17 protein-coding genes are annotated in these 16,124 nt (G+C 64.0%); 12 read left to right on the top strand and 5 right to left on the bottom strand.

The window, feature by feature from the left end; all coding sequences use genetic code 11:
- The first annotated feature begins 27 nt into the window (after nucleotides 1-27).
- The gene (locus AWB78_RS28090; RefSeq protein WP_062609472.1) at nucleotides 28-465 is read left to right on the top strand and encodes a DUF29 domain-containing protein; all 438 of its coding nucleotides are present in this window, start codon (nucleotides 28-30) and stop codon (nucleotides 463-465) included.
- A gap of 131 nt (nucleotides 466-596) precedes the next feature.
- Entirely contained in the window at nucleotides 597-1,499 is a 903-nt protein-coding gene (locus AWB78_RS28085; RefSeq protein WP_062609422.1) for a restriction endonuclease, read from the top strand.
- A 30-nt stretch (nucleotides 1,500-1,529) separates the two neighbouring features.
- Here AWB78_RS28085 and AWB78_RS28080 read toward each other — a convergent pair whose 3' ends face one another.
- A complete protein-coding gene (locus AWB78_RS28080) occupies nucleotides 1,530-3,098 on the bottom strand; it encodes a DHA2 family efflux MFS transporter permease subunit (RefSeq protein WP_062609419.1) in 1,569 nt (522 codons plus the stop codon).
- A 217-nt stretch (nucleotides 3,099-3,315) separates the two neighbouring features.
- On the opposite strand from AWB78_RS28080, the gene AWB78_RS28075 reads away from it, so the two are divergent.
- Complete coding sequence (locus tag AWB78_RS28075) at nucleotides 3,316-3,603, top strand: AbrB/MazE/SpoVT family DNA-binding domain-containing protein (RefSeq protein WP_082883442.1); 288 nt, start codon at nucleotides 3,316-3,318, stop codon at nucleotides 3,601-3,603.
- Nucleotides 3,600-3,938 (top strand): type II toxin-antitoxin system PemK/MazF family toxin, encoded by a 339-nt coding sequence (locus tag AWB78_RS28070; RefSeq protein WP_062609415.1) that lies wholly within the window; start codon nucleotides 3,600-3,602, stop codon nucleotides 3,936-3,938. Before AWB78_RS28075 ends, AWB78_RS28070 begins: the two co-directional genes overlap by 4 nt.
- Before the next feature lie 43 nt (nucleotides 3,939-3,981).
- On the opposite strand, the gene AWB78_RS28065 is transcribed toward AWB78_RS28070, so the two are convergent.
- Together AWB78_RS28065 and AWB78_RS28060 are read right to left on the bottom strand one after the other, a co-directional pair.
- A complete protein-coding gene (locus AWB78_RS28065) occupies nucleotides 3,982-4,764 on the bottom strand; it encodes an ABC transporter substrate-binding protein (protein ID WP_062609413.1) in 783 nt (260 codons plus the stop codon).
- A 32-nt stretch (nucleotides 4,765-4,796) separates the two neighbouring features.
- Nucleotides 4,797-5,951 carry a methionine aminotransferase gene (locus AWB78_RS28060; RefSeq protein ID WP_062609411.1) on the bottom strand — a complete coding sequence of 385 codons (1,155 nt, stop codon included), beginning with the start codon at nucleotides 5,949-5,951 and terminating at the stop codon, nucleotides 4,797-4,799.
- A gap of 130 nt (nucleotides 5,952-6,081) precedes the next feature.
- Here AWB78_RS28060 and AWB78_RS28055 point away from each other — a divergent pair, with 130 nt between their 5' ends.
- Complete coding sequence (locus AWB78_RS28055) at nucleotides 6,082-7,008, top strand: LysR substrate-binding domain-containing protein (RefSeq protein ID WP_062609410.1); 927 nt, start codon at nucleotides 6,082-6,084, stop codon at nucleotides 7,006-7,008.
- Nucleotides 7,009-7,015: 7 nt separating this feature from the next.
- Here AWB78_RS28055 and AWB78_RS28050 read toward each other — a convergent pair whose 3' ends face one another.
- Nucleotides 7,016-8,170 carry a branched-chain amino acid ABC transporter substrate-binding protein gene (locus tag AWB78_RS28050; RefSeq protein ID WP_062609407.1) on the bottom strand — a complete coding sequence of 385 codons (1,155 nt, stop codon included), beginning with the start codon at nucleotides 8,168-8,170 and terminating at the stop codon, nucleotides 7,016-7,018.
- Between the two features lie 359 nt (nucleotides 8,171-8,529).
- Here AWB78_RS28050 and AWB78_RS28045 point away from each other — a divergent pair, with 359 nt between their 5' ends.
- The 3 genes from AWB78_RS28045 to AWB78_RS28035 all read left to right on the top strand — a co-directional run bounded on the left by AWB78_RS28045 (nucleotide 8,530) and on the right by AWB78_RS28035 (nucleotide 10,953).
- Entirely contained in the window at nucleotides 8,530-8,958 is a 429-nt protein-coding gene (locus AWB78_RS28045) for a MarR family winged helix-turn-helix transcriptional regulator (protein WP_062609470.1), read from the top strand.
- A gap of 80 nt (nucleotides 8,959-9,038) precedes the next feature.
- Nucleotides 9,039-9,746, top strand: coding sequence for an SDR family oxidoreductase (locus AWB78_RS28040; RefSeq protein ID WP_062609405.1), 708 nt, complete (start codon nucleotides 9,039-9,041; stop codon nucleotides 9,744-9,746).
- Nucleotides 9,747-9,759: 13 nt separating this feature from the next.
- Nucleotides 9,760-10,953, top strand: a complete 1,194-nt coding sequence (locus tag AWB78_RS28035) for a thiolase family protein (protein WP_062609403.1) — start codon at nucleotides 9,760-9,762, stop codon at nucleotides 10,951-10,953.
- Nucleotides 10,954-10,990: 37 nt separating this feature from the next.
- On the opposite strand, the gene AWB78_RS28030 is transcribed toward AWB78_RS28035, so the two are convergent.
- On the bottom strand, nucleotides 10,991-11,407 hold the full coding sequence (locus AWB78_RS28030) for a YciI family protein (RefSeq protein ID WP_062609401.1): 417 nt from the start codon (nucleotides 11,405-11,407) through the stop codon (nucleotides 10,991-10,993).
- A 208-nt stretch (nucleotides 11,408-11,615) separates the two neighbouring features.
- Here AWB78_RS28030 and AWB78_RS28025 point away from each other — a divergent pair, with 208 nt between their 5' ends.
- Genes AWB78_RS28025 through AWB78_RS28010 form a run of 4 tightly spaced genes read left to right on the top strand, consistent with a single transcriptional unit; the run spans nucleotide 11,616 to nucleotide 16,120 of the window.
- Nucleotides 11,616-12,635 carry a LacI family DNA-binding transcriptional regulator gene (locus AWB78_RS28025; protein ID WP_062609398.1) on the top strand — a complete coding sequence of 340 codons (1,020 nt, stop codon included), beginning with the start codon at nucleotides 11,616-11,618 and terminating at the stop codon, nucleotides 12,633-12,635.
- A gap of 2 nt (nucleotides 12,636-12,637) precedes the next feature.
- The gene (locus AWB78_RS28020; RefSeq protein WP_062609396.1) at nucleotides 12,638-14,125 is read left to right on the top strand and encodes a sugar ABC transporter ATP-binding protein; all 1,488 of its coding nucleotides are present in this window, start codon (nucleotides 12,638-12,640) and stop codon (nucleotides 14,123-14,125) included.
- Entirely contained in the window at nucleotides 14,106-15,122 is a 1,017-nt protein-coding gene (locus AWB78_RS28015; RefSeq protein WP_062609394.1) for an ABC transporter permease, read from the top strand. Before AWB78_RS28020 ends, AWB78_RS28015 begins: the two co-directional genes overlap by 20 nt.
- A 32-nt stretch (nucleotides 15,123-15,154) precedes the next feature.
- On the top strand, nucleotides 15,155-16,120 hold the full coding sequence (locus tag AWB78_RS28010; protein WP_062609392.1) for a substrate-binding domain-containing protein: 966 nt from the start codon (nucleotides 15,155-15,157) through the stop codon (nucleotides 16,118-16,120).
- Nucleotides 16,121-16,124 lie beyond the last annotated feature (4 nt).

Raw genomic sequence — 16,124 nt, 5'->3', positions numbered from 1 at the left:
AATCAGGAAGAGGACGGGAATCAGCCGATGGGAACACCTTATGAGAAGGACGTGGTGGCGTGGGCCGAAGAACAGGCCGCGTTACTGCGTGCGGGGAAACTTGCGTCCATCGATATCGAGCATATCGCAGAGGAAATCGAGGACGTGGGCAAGAGTGAGCAGAGGGAGTTTGCGAGCAGGATGGCCGTGCTGCTCGCGCATTTGTTGAAGTGGAAGTTTCAGCCAGGGCGACGCGGAACCAGTTGGTCGAATACCATTCGAACACAGCGTGGCGCCATCGAGCGCAGGCTCAGAAAAACGCCGAGTCTGAGGCCGATGCTTGCCGACGAAGACTGGATCGCCGATATGTGGGGCGATGCCAGTCAACTCGCGGCCAACGAGATGGAAATCGGTATCGCCGAACTGCCCGAGGTTTGTCCGTGGCTTATGGAAGACGTGCTTGATGTCGGATTTTATCCGGACTGATGCGCGGGCCGGCGGCGCGAGTCGACGCTGCTACGCAAAGCAGAATTCGGGATGTCTTCTTGGTGTCCGATGAGTCACTTGCAATAATGTTGTGCGGCGGACGACGGTCGTCTGATTGACAAGAAAAAGCAATGGCAGAAATTACGAGGCAGCGCACGGGCGCGTTTCTCAAGAAGCTATTTGAAATCCTGAGGCTCCACCCGGAAGGTATTCAAGCGGGACTAGCGCTCGAGAAGTTGCGCGGGCATTTTTCGCTTTCTGCGTACGAGTCGGGAATATATGAAGCATCCGGCGCGCCACGCTTCGACAAGATCGTGAGATTCGCAACAGTCGATTGCGTGAAAGCAGGTTGGATGCTCAAGCACAAGGGAATATGGACTGTCACGGACGAAGGACTGGCCGCCACCGAGCAGTTCAAAGATCCCACCGAGTTCTATCGCGAAGCCTGCCGCCTATACGCGCAATGGCGGGCATCTCAACCGGGAGAGACATCCGCGCCGAGCGAGACGAACGAGACCTTGCTCGAGGTCGAAGAAAAGACCACCAGCGTGACTTTCGAACAAGCGGAAGAGCAGGCGTGGACCGAGATCGAGCAGCATCTGCGCAAAATGCCGCCGTACGATTTTCAGGACCTCGTCGCAGATTTGCTGAGGGCCATGGGTTATCACATCGGCTGGGTTTCTCCGCCGGGCAGAGATGGCGGTGTGGACATCATTGCCAACACCGACCCGCTCGGGACACGTCCGCCCCGCATCAAGGTTCAAGTCAAGCGCGTCGGACAACGCGTTGACACGGACGGCCTCCGGTCATTTATCGCAATCGTCAACGAGGACGACGTCGGCCTCTTCGTCTCGACAGGCGGATTTACTCGCGACGCCGAAGCGTTTGCCCGCAATCAGGAGCGGCGGAAGATCACGCTGATTGATTCCGAGCGCCTGATCGACCTTTGGATCCAGTTCTACGGCAAGCTCGACGATAAAGCGCGCGCTCGCATGCCCCTGACGCCGATCTATTTTCTTACGCCCAAGAGTTGAGTGTTCGGCGGTGGCGCGCACCCCGAATCGTCAATGCGCCCCCGCCGCTCCACCGCCCCCACCCTTCACCACCTTCGTAATCCATATCAGCGGAATGATCAGAATGAAGATCACCGCCGAGATCAGAAAGATATCGTTGAGCCCCATCATCGCGGCTTGCGAGTTGACGGTGAAATTGAACATCCCGCGCGCCTGCGCCTCGCCGACATCGAGCGCCGATTGCGAAAGCCCGAGCGATTGCAGGAACGCCGGGTTATAGATATTCGCCTGCTCGGTAAGCCGCTCGTGGTGCAGCGCGATGCGGTCATCCCAGGCATTGCCCGCGAGCGACGTGCCCACCGCGCCGCAAAACACCCGCGCAAAGTTCGACAGGCCCGCGGCCGCCGGAATCTTCGACGGCGGCAAGCCCGACAGCACGATCGCCGTGAGCGGCACGAAGAACATCGCCATCGGGATGCCTTGCAGGAGCGTCGGCAGCACGAGATGCCAGGTGTCGATCTCGATCACATACTTCGAGCGCAGCCAGAACACGAACGCGAAGCCGACGAAGGCCGCCGTCGCGATGATGCGCGCGTCGCTGCGCGGCAGCACCTTGCCCATCACGGGCGCGAGCACCACGGCGAAAATGCCGAGCGGCGCGGTGACGAGCCCTGCATCGACCGAGCGGTAGTTCAGATACTGCTGCATCCATTGCGGCAGCAGCACGAGATTGCCGAAGAACACGCCATACGCGACCGAAATCGCGACCGTGCCGCCGAAGAAATTGCGCCCGGTGAAGAGCCGCAGATCGACGACGGGGTTCGGGTCCGTCAATTCCCACACGACGAAGAAGGCGAACGCGATCGCCGCGACGATCGCCAGCACGACGATCAACGGCGACGAGAACCAGTCCAGGTCGCGCCCCTTGTCGAGCATGATCTGCAGCGACGCGACCCACGAGACGAGCAGCAAAAGGCCGATCACGTCGATGGGCGCCTTCCTCGTCGGCGACTCGCGCTCGCGGTAGATGAGCCACGTCACGCCCGCGGCGAAGAGGCCCACCGGAATGTTGATGTAGAAGATCCACGACCACGAATAGCTGTCGGTGATCCAGCCGCCGAGCGCGGGGCCGGCGATCGGGCCGACGGTCGCGGTCATCGCCCAGAGCGAGAGCGCCATCGACGCTTTCTCTTTCGGATATGAGCCGAGCAGGATTGCCTGCGACAGCGGAATCAGCGGCCCGGCCACCGCGCCCTGCAGCACGCGGGCGAGCAGCAGCACCGGCAGGTTCGGCGCAAGGCCGCACAGCCACGACGACAGCACGAACATCAGAATCGCGCCGACGAAAAGGCGCACCTGGCCGAGCCGCTGCGTGAGCCATCCGGTCAGCGGAATGGACACGGCGTTCGACGCGGCGAACACGGTGATGACCCACGTTCCCTCGTTGACGGACACGCCGAGATTGCCGGAGATCGTCGGAATCGCGACATTGGCGATCGACGAATCCAGCACGTTCATGAAGGTCGCGAGCGCCACTGCGAAGGTGGCGAGGACGAGCTGGCCGCCTTCGAGCGGCGGTGGCGGTGCGGCGGCGGGAGCGGGCTTCGTCGGCGTGCTCATGCGGCTTCCATGCTCGAGGCCGCACTATCGCGACGGGCGCGCCGCGGCCGAAGAAGGTCAAGCCGCCAGTGTGCCCGTGCTCAAAAAAAGCTGCACGGCCGAACGGACGAGGGCGAGGCGTTGGATCACTTCGAGAAATGTATATACGCGTTGACACGTTGATTTACGGGCAATACGATCGATGTATCGATATGTATCAACGTCCCGGAGAGCCGTCGTGCCGAAGCAAATCCTAAAACGTTGGGGCAATAGCCTCGCCGTGCGCATCCCTGCGAATATCGCAAGCGAGCTTTCTTTGGAGGAGGGGCAGGAAGTGCATGTAGAAGTCGAGGATGGCCGCGTTATCGTGCGGCCGCACCGGGCGATCCGGCGTTTTTCGCGCGAACGGCTCATTCAGCAGTTTCGCGAGGGCAAACTCGAGCGGCACGAGGAGATCGATTTCGGCGATCCCGTCGGCGACGAGTGGGGCGGTCCCGCAGATCCGACGCGCGAGGGTTTCGAATGAAACACGGGATTCCGGATGCCGGCGACGTAGTGCGGCTACACGTCGGTCCATCGAAGGGGAACGAGCAGGACGGGTATCGCGCGGTGCTCGTGATCTCGGACGTCGTGATGAACGAGATCACCGGGCGCTTTACCGGATTGCCGATCACCTCGTCCATTCGCGGATGGGAAACCGAGGTGCCGATTACGAGCCTGAAGCGACCCGGCGTGGCACTGGTCGATCAGATTCGCAGCTGGAGTCACGTCGATCGGGAACTGTCCTTCAAGGGCGAGACGGTCACCGACGAGGAACTCGACGCGGCGAAGTTCGCAATCCGCGCCTTTCTCCAGCTGTGATGTGCGGTATGCGCGGCAGCGTGACCGCCGCGCATTCGCAGCCTTACTTCGCCGAAATATCGATATTCCCCAGATACTTCTTCGCGTACTTGTCGATGGTTCCGTCCGCCTTGACCTTGTCGATCGCCGCGTTGAGCTTCGCCTTCAGCGCATCGTCGCCTTTACGCACGCCGTACGCGATGCCGCTGCCGAGAATCTTGTCGTCGCGCACCGGCGCGCCGGCGAACGCATAACCTTCGCCATCCGGCTTCGACAGGAAACCGCTTTGTCCCGCCGGCGCGAGCACGAGCGTCGCATCGAGACGGCCGGACTTCAGATCCGCGTACACCTGGTTCTGGTCCTGATACGGCACGACCTTCACGCCTTCGTTTTCCCAGTGCGCTTTCGCGAACGTCTCCTGAATCGAGCCTTGCAGCACGCCGACACTCTTGCCCTTGAGCGACGCCGACGTCGGCTCGAGCCCGCTGCCTTTCTTCGCGATGAGCTGCGTCGGGACGCGATACACGACCGTCGTGAAATCGATCGCCTGGCGGCGCTGCTCGGTCGCGTTCATCGCCGAGTTGATCGCGTCGAACTTGCGGCCCTGCAGCGCGGGAATCAGGCCGTCGAACGAGGTCTCGACCCACTTGCACTGCATCTTCGCGGCGGCGCACACCGCATTGCCGACGTCGATATCGAGCCCTTGCAGCTCACCAGTCGACGACTTCGACTCGAACGGCGGATATTGCGCTTCCAGGCCGAAGCGCAGCGTATCGGCGGCGAGCGCCGCGCCGCTCGCGAACGAGCACGCGACGAGCAATGCGCTGGCGATGTGGTTGAGTTTCATCGTGTTGGTCTCCAGAAAAGGCGGAAAAATCGTCAGATCGAACGAAGGCGGCGCGCGCCTTCGACGAGCGTGTCGTCGTCCTTCGCGAAGGAAAGACGGATCAGGCGGTTGTCGGTGCCGTCGGTGTAGAACGCCGACAGCGGAATCGTCGCGACGCGCGCCTCGCGGATCAGACGCAGCACGAAGTCGCTGTCGCTTTCGTTCGAGATCGCGTCGTAGCGCGCCAGCATGAAGAAACTGCCCGCGCTCGGCAAGAGTTCGAAGCGCGAGCCCTTCAGCGATTCCGCGAGCAGATCGCGCTTGTGCTGATAGAACGGCCCGAGATTCAGATAGCTCGATTCGTCCGCGAGCGCCTCGGCGAAGGCCATCTGCATCGGCGTATCGGCGGAAAAGGTCATGAACTGGTGGACCTTGCGGATCTCGGCCGTCAGCGCCGCGGGCGCGAGACAGTAGCCGACGCGCCAGCCCGTCACGTGATACGACTTGCCGAACGACGACACGATCACGCTGCGCTCGGCCAGTTCCGGATGACGCGCCATGCCCTGATGCAGCGCGCCGTCGAACACGACGTGCTCGTAGACCTCATCCGACAGCACGATGATCTTCGTGTCGCGCGTCAGGGCGGTGAGCCGCTCGATGTCGGCGGACGTGAACGCGCTGCCGGTCGGATTGTGCGGCGTGTTGACGAGGATCATGCGCGTTCGCGGCGTGATCGCGGCGGCGACTTCGTCCCAGTCGATACGGAAATCTTCCGGCGACAGCTTGATCGCGACGGGCTTCGCGCCTTGCAACTGCACGATCGGCGCGTAGCTGTCGAACGAAGGCTCGAAGTAGATGACCTCGTCGCCGGGATGCACGAGCGCGCTGATCGTCGCGTACAGGCCTTCGCTCGCGCTCGCGACGACGGTGATTTCCGTGCCCGGGTCGTAGGTCGCGCCGTAGAGCTTCTGCGTCTTCACGGCGATCGCCTCGCGCAGCGCGAGCACGCCCGACATCGGCGAGTACTGGTTATGTCCTGCCCGCATGGCTCGCTCGACGCCTTCGACGAGCTTCGGATCGCACGCGAAGTTCGGCGCGCCCTGCGACAGGTTGAGCGCGTGATGCTCCTCGGCCAACTGGCCGATGACGGTGAAAATGGTCGTGCCGACGTTCGGCAGCTTCGACTCGGGAATGCAGGCGCTTTGCACGGCGGGTGTCTCCGGGGATTGCGGTTCGGCTATGGCTGCCGATGATTCAACCGCAGCAATAAAGCGCGGACAATCGAAACTTTGTCATACTAGCCATGCTTGCAGATCATGGCTACATGCGAAAAACCCGATGAAACCCCTTCCTTCGCTCGACGTGCTCAAAACCTTTCTGGTCGTCGCCCAGAAGCTGAATTTCACGCGCGCGGCCGAAGTGCTGAACGTGACGCAGGGCGCGGTCAGCCGGCAGATCGCCGGGCTGGAGGCGCATCTCGGCTATGCGCTGTTCACACGGCAGGCGCGCGGGCTCGCGCTGACGCATCACGGCGCGCTGCTCGTCGCGCCCTTGCAGCAGGCGTTCGCGCATATCGACGATGCGCTCGCGAAAGGCGGCGCGCAATCGGGCATTCTGCGCGTGAAGTGCCCGACCTGCGCGATGCGCTGGGTGCTGCCGCGCGTCATCCGTCTGCAGAACGAGCGGCCGGAGCTGGTGGTGGAGGTGACGGCGTCGGTGTCGCACGGCGTCGAGTTCGACGCGGAGCAGTTCGATGCGGCGGTCGTCTTCGGCGCGGCGCCGTCGTTGAAGGGTGTGAGCGCGCATCATCTGTTCGATGAAGTGCTGACGCCCGTCTGCGCGCCCGAGTTATGGAAGCCGAAGAAGCACGCCGCGCCGACGCCCGACGATCTCGCCGGCGAGACGCTGCTGCATCCCACGCGCGACCGCCGCGACTGGCTGTTGTGGCTCGGGGCCTACGGCTACGCGGGGCTGCCGTCGACGAAAGCCCAGCATTTCGACACGCTCGATCTCGCGATATCGTCGGCGATGCAGGGTTTGGGTGTGACGATCGGCGATGTCTCGCTGATCGAGGAAGACTTGCGCGCGAAGCGCGTGATCGCGCCGTTCCCGTTGTGCGTGCCGAGCGGCGCGGCGTATTACCTCGTATATCCGGAGCGGCCCGCGCCGTCGCCGGCCTTGCAGCAGTTTGTGCAATGGCTCGGCGACGAGGCCGCGACGACCCGCGAGCGGCTTCAGGCCCGGACGCACGCGGCGCAGGCCTGAACCGTCATCACATGCCGTGCTTGGTCACGACGGATTCCCACTGTCCGTTCTTGACCTGATACAGCGTCGACGATGCGTTCTTCAGCGCGCCGTTGCTCTCGAACGCGATCGGCCCGGTGATGCCTTCGAACTGGTTCGACTTCAAGACCGTCCGGTACACCTTCGGATCGATGGAATTGGCTTTCTGCATCGCGTGGATGGCGGCCCACGCGGCGTCATAGCCGAACGGCGCGTACGACAGGATGGCCACGCCGAAGCGCTTCTGGAACTTGTCGCTGAACGCCTTGCCTGCGGGCAGCTTGTCGAGCGGGCTGCCGTATTCCCACGCCTGCGCGCCCTCGGCGGCGTCGCCGGCGAGCTTGAGGAAATCGGCGTCCATCACGCCGCCGCCGCCCACGAACTGCGCGTTCATGCCGAGCTGCTTCATTCGCTTGACGACCGCCGCCGCCTGCCGGTCGAGGCCGCCGAAGAAGATCAGATCCGCGTTGGTCGCCTTGATGCGCGTGAGTTGCGCGCTGAAATCGACGGTCTGGTTGTCGCTGTATTCGCGCGTGACGATCGTGCCGCCCTTCGCCTTCACGGCCTTCTCGAACTCGTCCGCCTCGCCCTGACCGAAGGCCGTGCGGTCGTCGATGATCGCGATGCGCTTCGCCTTCGTCGTCGTCACCGCGTAGACGCCGGCGTTGCCCGCGTTCTGCGCGTCGCTCGAAATCACCGTGAACATGTTTTCGAGGCCGCGCGTCGTGATGGTCGGATTGGTCGCGGCGGGGTCGATCGTCGGAATGCCGGCACTGTTGTAGATCGGCGAGGCGGGCAGCGTCGTGCCCGAATTGAAGTGTCCGACGACGACGACCACGCCATCGTCGACGAGCTTCTGCGCCGCCTGCACGCCGACGCGCGGGTCGGCCTGATCGTCTTCCGCGCGAATCTCGAACTTCGCCGTCTTGCCGCCGATGCTGATTTTCTTCGCGTTGGCTTCGTCGAGCGCGAGCTGCACGCCGTTCTGAAGGTCCTTCCCGTAACCCGCATTCGCGCCCGTGAGCGGCGCGGCGAAGCCCACTTTCACCGGCAATTCGTCGGCGCTCGCCGCGAAAGGCACAACGCCAAGGGCGGCCGTGGCGCATGCCACCAGCAATGCCAAAGGTTTGGTACGGATGCGCATGGTTTCCTCTCCATTTTGGTTTGGCAATCGAACGGAACATGACCGTTTCAGTGCCGGCAAGACGGGCATACCCTCGATCGTCCGATGAAGTAAGCACCCGCTTCGCGCGCGGCCCGGCACAGGCAGCGGACATGCGCAATTTAGGAAACCAAATTCGCCGCGTCTTGGTGTTAAGTCGCGCGTCGGATGCGGATTTCGGCATAGGCCCGATGCGTCCGCAGCGCACGCCCGAAGCGGCTTCGCGCATTTTGCCGCCCGGCCGCGCGCGACGATTCCCGACCATTCCCGCCGCGCGCCTATCGCATCGATTGGAATTTCGCGGCTTGACAAAGTGCATATGCACTCATATGCTGCGACACATGAATTCCAACTCTTCTCCTCTCGACTGCAACTGTTTCGCGATCCGTCAGGCCGCGCGCTATGTGTCGCAGCTGTACGAGCGGCATTTGAACGTGGTCGGCATCACGGCGGCGCAGTTCACGATCATCGCCGCGATCGGACGCAAGCCGGGCGTGCAGATGGCCGAGCTGTCCGAATCGATGGTCATGGACCGCACGACGCTCGTGCGTGCGTTGAAGCCCTTGCAGCGCGACGGCATCGTCGAGGCGGCTCAGGAGTTGGCGAGTTCGCGCGCGGTCGGTCTGCGGCTCACGGCGTCGGGCCGCGATACGCTCGCGAAGGCGTCGGCGCAATGGCGCACGGCGCAGGCGGAGTTCGAGGCCAAGTTCGGCGAGAAACGCGCGAAGGCATTGCGCAAATCGCTGTTCGAACTGACGACGATGGAGTGAGTGGAGCACAGCAGGCCCGCCATGCGCGGGCCTTTTGTTCGACCTTATTAGTGCATATGCACAGTTTGATGGAGCACAGCATGCAGATCAAAGGAAAAGTGGTACTCGTGACCGGCGCGAATCGCGGTCTCGGCAAACAGTTCGCGAAATCGCTGCTCGAAGCGGGCGCGGCGAAGGTGTATGCGGCCGCGCGCGATCCGAAGAGCGTCGATATTCCGGGCGTCGAGGCGATCCGGCTCGATGTGACCGACGCCGCCGATATCGCCGAAGCGGCCGCCACGTACACCGACGTCGACGTGATCGTGAACAACGCGGGCGTGACGACGCGCGGGCTCGTCGTCGATGCGACATCGACGCAGGGCATCCGCGATCTGCTCGAGATCAACACCTTCGGCCCGATTGCGCTGACCCAGGCGTTCGCGCCCGTGCTGAAGAAGAACGGCGGCGGCGCGGTCATCAATATCTTGTCGGTGCTGAGCTGGGTCTCGCTGCCGGCGGGCGGCGCGTATCACATCTCGAAGGCGGCGGCGTGGGCCGCGACCAACGCACTGCGCGAGGAGTTGCGCGTGCAGGGCACGCTCGTGGTGGCGGCGCATCCCGGCTACATCGACACCGACATGACCGCGCAAGTCACCGCGCCGAAGTCGACGCCGGCGCACGTGGTGAACGAAGTGCTCGCCGCGGTCGAGAAGAACCAGGAAGAAGTCCTCGTCGATGACACCGGCCGCGCCGTCAAGCAGTCGCTTTCCACCGACGCGCCGCTTTATCTCACCGGCATTCCGCGCTAACGGGGGCATCGACATGTTTTCTCAGGAGATTGTGCTGTGTCATCCGGTGCGCACGGCGATCGGCGCGTTCAATGGCGCGCTGAAGGACACGCAGGCCGTCGATCTCGGCGCCGCCGCGATCGCGGAAACGCTGCGGCGCGCGGGCTCGGCGCTCGATCGGGCATCGGTGGATACGGTCGTGTTCGGCAACGTGATCCAGGCGGGCAATCGCATGAATCCGGCGCGGCAGGCGTCGGTCGGCGGCGGCGTGCCGGTATCGGTGCCCGCGCTGACGGTGAATCGCGTGTGCGGGTCGGGCGCGCAGGCCATCGCGACGGCGGCGACGGAAATCGCGGCGGGCGTGGCGAAGCTCGCCATCGCGGGCGGCATGGAGAACATGGATCGCGCGCCGTATCTGCTCGATGGCGGGCGTCGCGGCTATCGGATGGGCAATGCGCAGATCTACGACAGCATGCTGCGCGACGGCCTCGTCGATGCGTTCTCCGGCGAGCATTCGGGCTGGCACACGGAAGACCTCGTGACGAAGCTCGATATCACGCGTGAAGCGCAGGACCGATGGGCCGAACGTTCGCAGCAGTTGTTCGCGGCGGCGCAGAAGGACGGTGCGTTCGATGCGGAGATCGTCGGCATCGACGTGAAGATGGGGCGTGAAACCGTCGCGTTCGCGCGCGACGAGCAGCCGCGCCCCGACACGACCCTCGCGACGCTCGCGAAGCTGCGTCCCGCCTTCCGCCCCGACGGCACGATCACGGCGGGCAATGCGCCCGGTCTGAACAGCGGCGCATCGGCGATGATCGTGACGAGCCGCGACGAAGCAGAGGCGCGCGGCATCGCACCGTTCGTGCGGCTCGCGGCGTTCGGCGTGGCGGCGGTAGAGCCGGGCCTGTTCGGGCTCGGGCCGGTTCCCGCCGTTCGGCAGGCGCTGCAGCGCGCGGGATGGTCGCTCGGCGACGTGGAACGCTTCGAGATCAACGAAGCCTTCGCGGCGGTGCCGATCGCCGTGGCGAAGACGCTGGGCGTGCCGGAGGAGATCGTCAACGTGGAGGGCGGCGCGATTGCGCATGGGCATCCGATTGGCGCGACTGGCGCGGTGCTCACGACGCGCCTCGCTCACGCGATGCGCCGCGACGGCGTGAAGCGCGCGATCGTGACGCTGTGCATCGGCGGCGGTCAGGGGATCGCGCTGGCGCTGGAAAGCATCGGCTAAGCGACACGGCCGGCAGTGTGCCTGCCGGCCATCGCGTTCACTTTTTCACCGCCTTCTGCATTTCGTCGAAACCCGCTGCGGCCTTCTGCACATCGGGCGGGAAGTCATCCATCTCCTGCACCTGCCGCACTTCGATGACTTCGTTCTCCGAGCCCGGACAACGCTTCGCCCATTCGATCGCCTCTTCGCGTGACTTCACCTGGATCATCCAGTAGCCGCCGAGCACTTCCTTCGCCTCGGCGAACGGGCCGTCGGTGACACGCGGCTTGCCGCCTTCGAACGAGACGCGCGCGCCCATCGACGGCGGATGCAGCCCGTCGAGCGCGAGCAGCACGCCGGCCTTCTGCAGTTCCTCGTTGTACTTCATCATCGCGGCGACGGCGTCCGCGCTCGGCATCGCGCCCGGTTCCGCGCTTTCGTAGCCGCGCGGGATCATCAGCATCATGAATCGCATGTGGATCGCTCCTCGAAATCAGTGTATAGGTGTCGAGCGTCATCGGCCGCTCTGACACCACGACGAGCAACATCGCACGAGATCGACACATGCGCGCGACTTTTCCCTTTAAGCGTTTTTCCCTAGTCGATTGCAGTTGCCTTCGCGGCTCGTACGATCAAATAATGTAATCCATTACATCTCGATCGCCGCGAGCGACGTTTCAGCGATGTCAGATACGGTTCGTCCACGCGAGGAAGTATCGATTGCCGACGTCGCCGAGCGCGCGGGCGTGTCGGTCGCCACCGTGTCGCGCGTGCTCAACGGGCACACGAACGTTCGCGAGGCGACGCGCGAGAGAGTCCTCGAAGCGGTCGCGTCGAGCGGCTATCGCATCAACGAGCTCGCGCGCAATCTGCGCACGGCGGAAAGCCGCCTGCTGCTCACGATGGTCCCCGATTTCGGCAATCCGTTCTATGCGGCGATCGTGCGCGGCATCGACAGCGTCGCGCGTCAGAACGGCTACTTCATGCTGTTGTGCGATACCGGCGCGGACCCGTTGCGCGAGCGAAGCTACTTCGATCTCCTGCGCGGACGCCGCGCGGACGGCGCGATCTGTCTCGATCCCGCCGCCGTGCAAAAGGCGCTTGCCGAGGAATCATCGGCGCTGCCGTGGGTCGCGTGCTGCGAGTTCGATCCGGCGGCCGGCGTGCCGTATGTCGGCATCGACAATCATCTCGCCGCGGGCGATGTCGTGCGCTATCTGACGGCGAAGGGTCATCGGCGTATCGCGCTCATCAACTCGGGGCACGGCTATCTGTATGGACGTCAGCGGCTCGCGGGCTATCGCGATGCGCTGAAGGACGCGGGCATCGAGCCGAACCCGGCGTGGCTCATCGAGCTCGACAGCCTCGACTACGACGCCGGCGAACGCGCAGCCGCGCAACTCGCGGCGCTTGGTGACGCGAGGCCGACCGCCGCGTTCGCCGTGTCCGACACGCTCGCCATCGGCGTGATGAACGGCTTTCGCGGCGCGGGCTTTTCCGTGCCCGACGATGTCGCTGTCGTCGGCTTCGACGATATCGCCGTGGCCGCGCATGTCGATCCGCCGCTTACGACCGTCTCCCAGCCGATGCAACTGCTCGGCGAAACCGCCGCCGAATTGCTGCTGAAACGCCTGCGCGATCCGCGCGCGGAAGTGCCGGGCGTGCTGCTGCCGCATCGGCTCATCGAACGAAGGAGCGCGTGACGATGAGCCTTGCCGTGCGCTTTCAGGGCATCGAAAAGCAGTTCGGGCCGGTGCGCGTGCTGCACGGCGTCACCTTCGATCTCGCGCCGGGGCGCATCTACGGATTGCTCGGCGAGAACGGCGCGGGCAAGTCGACGTTGATGAAGATACTCGCGGGCTATGAGCGCGCGAACGCGGGCGAGATTTATATCGACGAAAGGGAGCGCAGCTTCACGAGCTCGCGCGATGCGGAACATGCGGGCATCGTGCTGATTCACCAGGAACTGAATCTCGCGGATCACCTGAGCATCACGCAGAACATGTTCCTCGGGCACGAGCTGAAGAAAGGCTTCTTTCTCGACGAGCCCGCGATGCGCGACGCCGCGCGCGCGCGATTGAGCGAAGTCGGCCTGCACACGAATCCGGATACGAAGGTGCGCGATCTGATCGTCGCGGAGAAGCAGCTCGTCGAGATCGCGAAGGCGATGCTGCGCGATGCGCGCCTGCTCGTCATGGACGAGCCGACCGCGACGCTGACGCCATCGGAGACGCAGCGCCTGTTCGCGTTGATGGCGCGTCTGAAGGAAGCGGGCACGACCATCGTCTATATCTCGCACAAGCTCGATGAAGTCGAGCGCATCACCGACGAAGTGATCGTGATGCGCGATGGCCGCTTCGTCGCGCGCGCGCCGACCGACGAGCTCACGCGTCAGCAGATGGCGAATCTGATGGTCGGCCGCGAGGTCTCCGACATGTTCCCGGCCAAGCCCGCGCTCGCCGACGATGCGCCCGTCGCGTTGAAGATCGAGCAGGCATCGGTGCCGGGCTGGGCGGACGGCGTGAGCTTCAGCGTGCGCGAAGGCGAGGTGTTCGGTTTCGCGGGGCTCGTCGGCGCGGGACGCACGGAGCTGTTCGAGGCGCTCGTCGGCTTGCGGCCGCTGAGCGCGGGGCGCATCGTGATCAATGGCGCAACGATCAGACTGAAGAGCCCGCGCGATGCGATGAAGCACGGCATCACCTATCTGAGCGAAGACCGCAAGGGTCGCGGCCTGCACGTCGACATGGCGCTGAAAGACAATCTCACGATGATGACGCTCGAGCGCTACGCGCATCCGCTCGTCGATACGCGCGCGGAGCGCGGTGCGCTTGCGACTGCGCTGAAGGACTTCGGCATTCGCACGGGCAATGCGTCGAGCCGCGCGCGCATGCTGTCGGGCGGCAATCAGCAGAAGCTCGCGCTCGCGAAGTTCCTGCATCCCGATCCGCGCGTGATCGTGCTCGACGAACCCACGCGCGGCGTCGATGTCGGCGCGAAACGCGATATCTACTTCCTGATTCATCGGCTCGCCGCCGAAGGCCGCGCGGTGATCGTGATTTCATCCGAGCTGATCGAACTGATCGGGCTCTGCCATCGCGTCGCGGTGATGCGCGCGGGCGAGCTCGTCGCGACGCTCGGCATGGACCTTCTGACCGAAGAGAGGTTGATCGCGCATGCGACCGGCACACACTGAAGACATCGAAAGCGAGAGCCGCCTTTCCGCCGTTTCGCGCTTTCTGTTCGGCGTCGGGCCGCTGATCGGGCTGATCGCGCTGTGCATCGGCGGCACCTTGCTCAACGGCGACTTCGCCACCTTCGACAACGCGATGAACGTGCTCACGCGTACATCGTTCATCGGCATCATCGCGGTGGGGATGACCTTCGTGATCATCTCGGGCGGCATCGATCTGTCCGTCGGCTCGATGGCCGCGCTGATCGCGGGCAGCATGATCTACATGATGAACGGGCTTTTGCAGGGCTTTCATGGTCACGCGGTGCCGCCGCTTCTGATCATCGCGCTCGGCATCGTGCTCGCGCTGCTGCTCGGCGCGCTGTTCGGCTTCGCGCACGGCCTGCTCGTGACGAAGGGACGCATCGAGCCGTTCATCGTCACGCTGGGCACGCTCGGCATCTTTCGCGCGCTGCTCACGTGGCTCGCGGACGGCGGCGCGCTCACGCTCGACAACTCGCTCGTCGATCTGTACGGCCCGGTCTATTACGCGAGCGTGCTGCACGTGCCGGTGCCGATCTGGGTGTTTCTCATCGTCGCGGCGGGCGGCGCGCTCGTGCTGAACCGCACCGTGTACGGACGGCATGTGCAGGCGATCGGTTCGAGCGAGCAGGTCGCGCGCTATGCCGCGATCCGCGTGGATCGCGTGAAGATCGTCACCTATGTGTTGCTCGGGCTGTGCGTCGCCGTCGCGACCATTCTGTACGTGCCGCGCCTCGGATCGGCCACGCCGACCACCGGCATCCTGTGGGAGCTGGAAGCGATCGCCGCCGTGGTCGTCGGCGGGACGGCGCTGAAGGGCGGCGAAGGGCGTGTGATCGGCACGGTCATCGGCGCGATTCTGCTTTCCGTCATCAACAACATCCTGAATCTCACGAGCATCATCAGCGTGTATCTGAACGCGGCGGTGCAGGGCGCCGTGATCGTCGTCGTGGCCTTTTTGCAGCGTGGTCGTCGATAGCCGGAAGTTCAACAAGACAAGGAGACATCGTCATGAAGAAAATGCTTCGCGCGCTCGGCGCGCTCACGCTTGCGGCCAGCGCGTTCGCCGTCGCATCGTCGTCCGCATTCGCAGCCGACAAGGTGATACTCGGCGTCGCGATTCCGACGGCCGACCACGGCTTCACGGGCGGCATCGTGTGGTGGGCCAACGAAGCGAAGAAGGAACTGGAGAAGGCGCATCCGGATCTCAAGGTTATCGTGAAGACGGCGGCGAGCGCGCCCGAGCAGGCGAACCAGCTGCAGGATCTCGTGACGGTGAACAAGATCAATGCGCTCGTGATCTTCCCGCAGGAATCGGCGTCGCTCACGCAGCCGGTGGCGCAGGTGAAGAAGAAGGGCGTGTATGTGACGGTAGTCGATCGCGGCCTCACCGACACCAGCGCGCAGGATGCATACGTGGCCGGCGACAACACCGCGTTCGGCAGAATTCCCGCCGAGTATCTCGCGAAGACGCTGAACGGCAAGGGCGATATCGTCGCGCTGCGCGGCATTCCGACGACGCTCGACAACGAGCGCTGGACCGCGTTCGAAGGCGTGATGAAGCAGTATCCCGACATCAAGATTCTCGATGCGAAGTACGCGAACTGGAATCGCGACGATGCCTTCAAGGTGATGCAGGACTATCTCACGCGCTTCAAGCATATCGACGCCGTGTGGGCCGCCGACGACGACATGATGGTCGGCGTGCTGAAGGCGATCGATCAGGCGAAGCGCACGGATATCAAGGAAGTGTTCGGCGGCGCGGGATCGAAGGAAGCGGTGAAGCGCATCATGGATGGCGATCCGCGCGTGAAGGCCGATGTATCGTATTCGCCGAAGTTCATCTACGACGCGATCAAGCTGACCGCCGAAGCGCGCCTGAAGGGCGACAAGCTGCCGCCGACGACGATCATCCCTTCGGTGCTCATCACGAAGGACAACGCGAAGCAGTTCTATTTCCCGAACTCGCCGTTTTGATGTG

Source organism: Caballeronia calidae (genome assembly GCF_900044055.2).
Classification (GTDB): domain Bacteria; phylum Pseudomonadota; class Gammaproteobacteria; order Burkholderiales; family Burkholderiaceae; genus Caballeronia; species Caballeronia calidae.
The sequence above is the reverse complement of the archived record's forward strand: the minus strand, read 5'-3'. Positions and strand labels throughout refer to the sequence as shown.